Source organism: Massilia sp. LMS1-1-1.1, assembly GCF_040815535.1.
Taxonomy (GTDB): domain Bacteria; phylum Pseudomonadota; class Gammaproteobacteria; order Burkholderiales; family Burkholderiaceae_D; genus Janthinobacterium; species Janthinobacterium aestuarii.
Genome location: NZ_JBFPNG010000037.1, coordinates 1 through 265, shown reverse-complemented (window position 1 = coordinate 265; position 265 = coordinate 1). Strand labels below are relative to the sequence as shown.

2 tRNA genes are annotated in these 265 nt (G+C 52.1%); both read right to left on the bottom strand.

Features of this window, described 5'->3' with window-relative positions:
* Nucleotides 1-51 precede the first annotated feature (51 nt).
* Nucleotides 52-127: transfer RNA gene (locus tag MRBLMS1_RS21930), tRNA-Ala, on the bottom strand.
* A gap of 12 nt (nucleotides 128-139) precedes the next feature.
* Nucleotides 140-216, bottom strand: a tRNA-Ile gene (locus MRBLMS1_RS21925).
* Nucleotides 217-265 lie beyond the last annotated feature (49 nt).

The window sequence follows — 265 nt, the reverse complement described above, 5'->3', positions numbered from 1 at the left end:
TAAACCACAGTCTTGTTGACCGGCTTACGTTTGCACTTTCGAGTAAAACTTTGGTGGAGGATGACGGGATCGAACCGACGACCCCCTGCTTGCAAAGCAGGTGCTCTCCCAGCTGAGCTAATCCCCCGGGAATTTGTACTGGTAGGGCTGGTTGGACTCGAACCAACGACCCCCGCGTTATCAACACGGTGCTCTAACCAGCTGAGCTACAGCCCCAACGCGGAACTACTACGACTACTGTTTCTTCTTAATTAAACAGCCGATA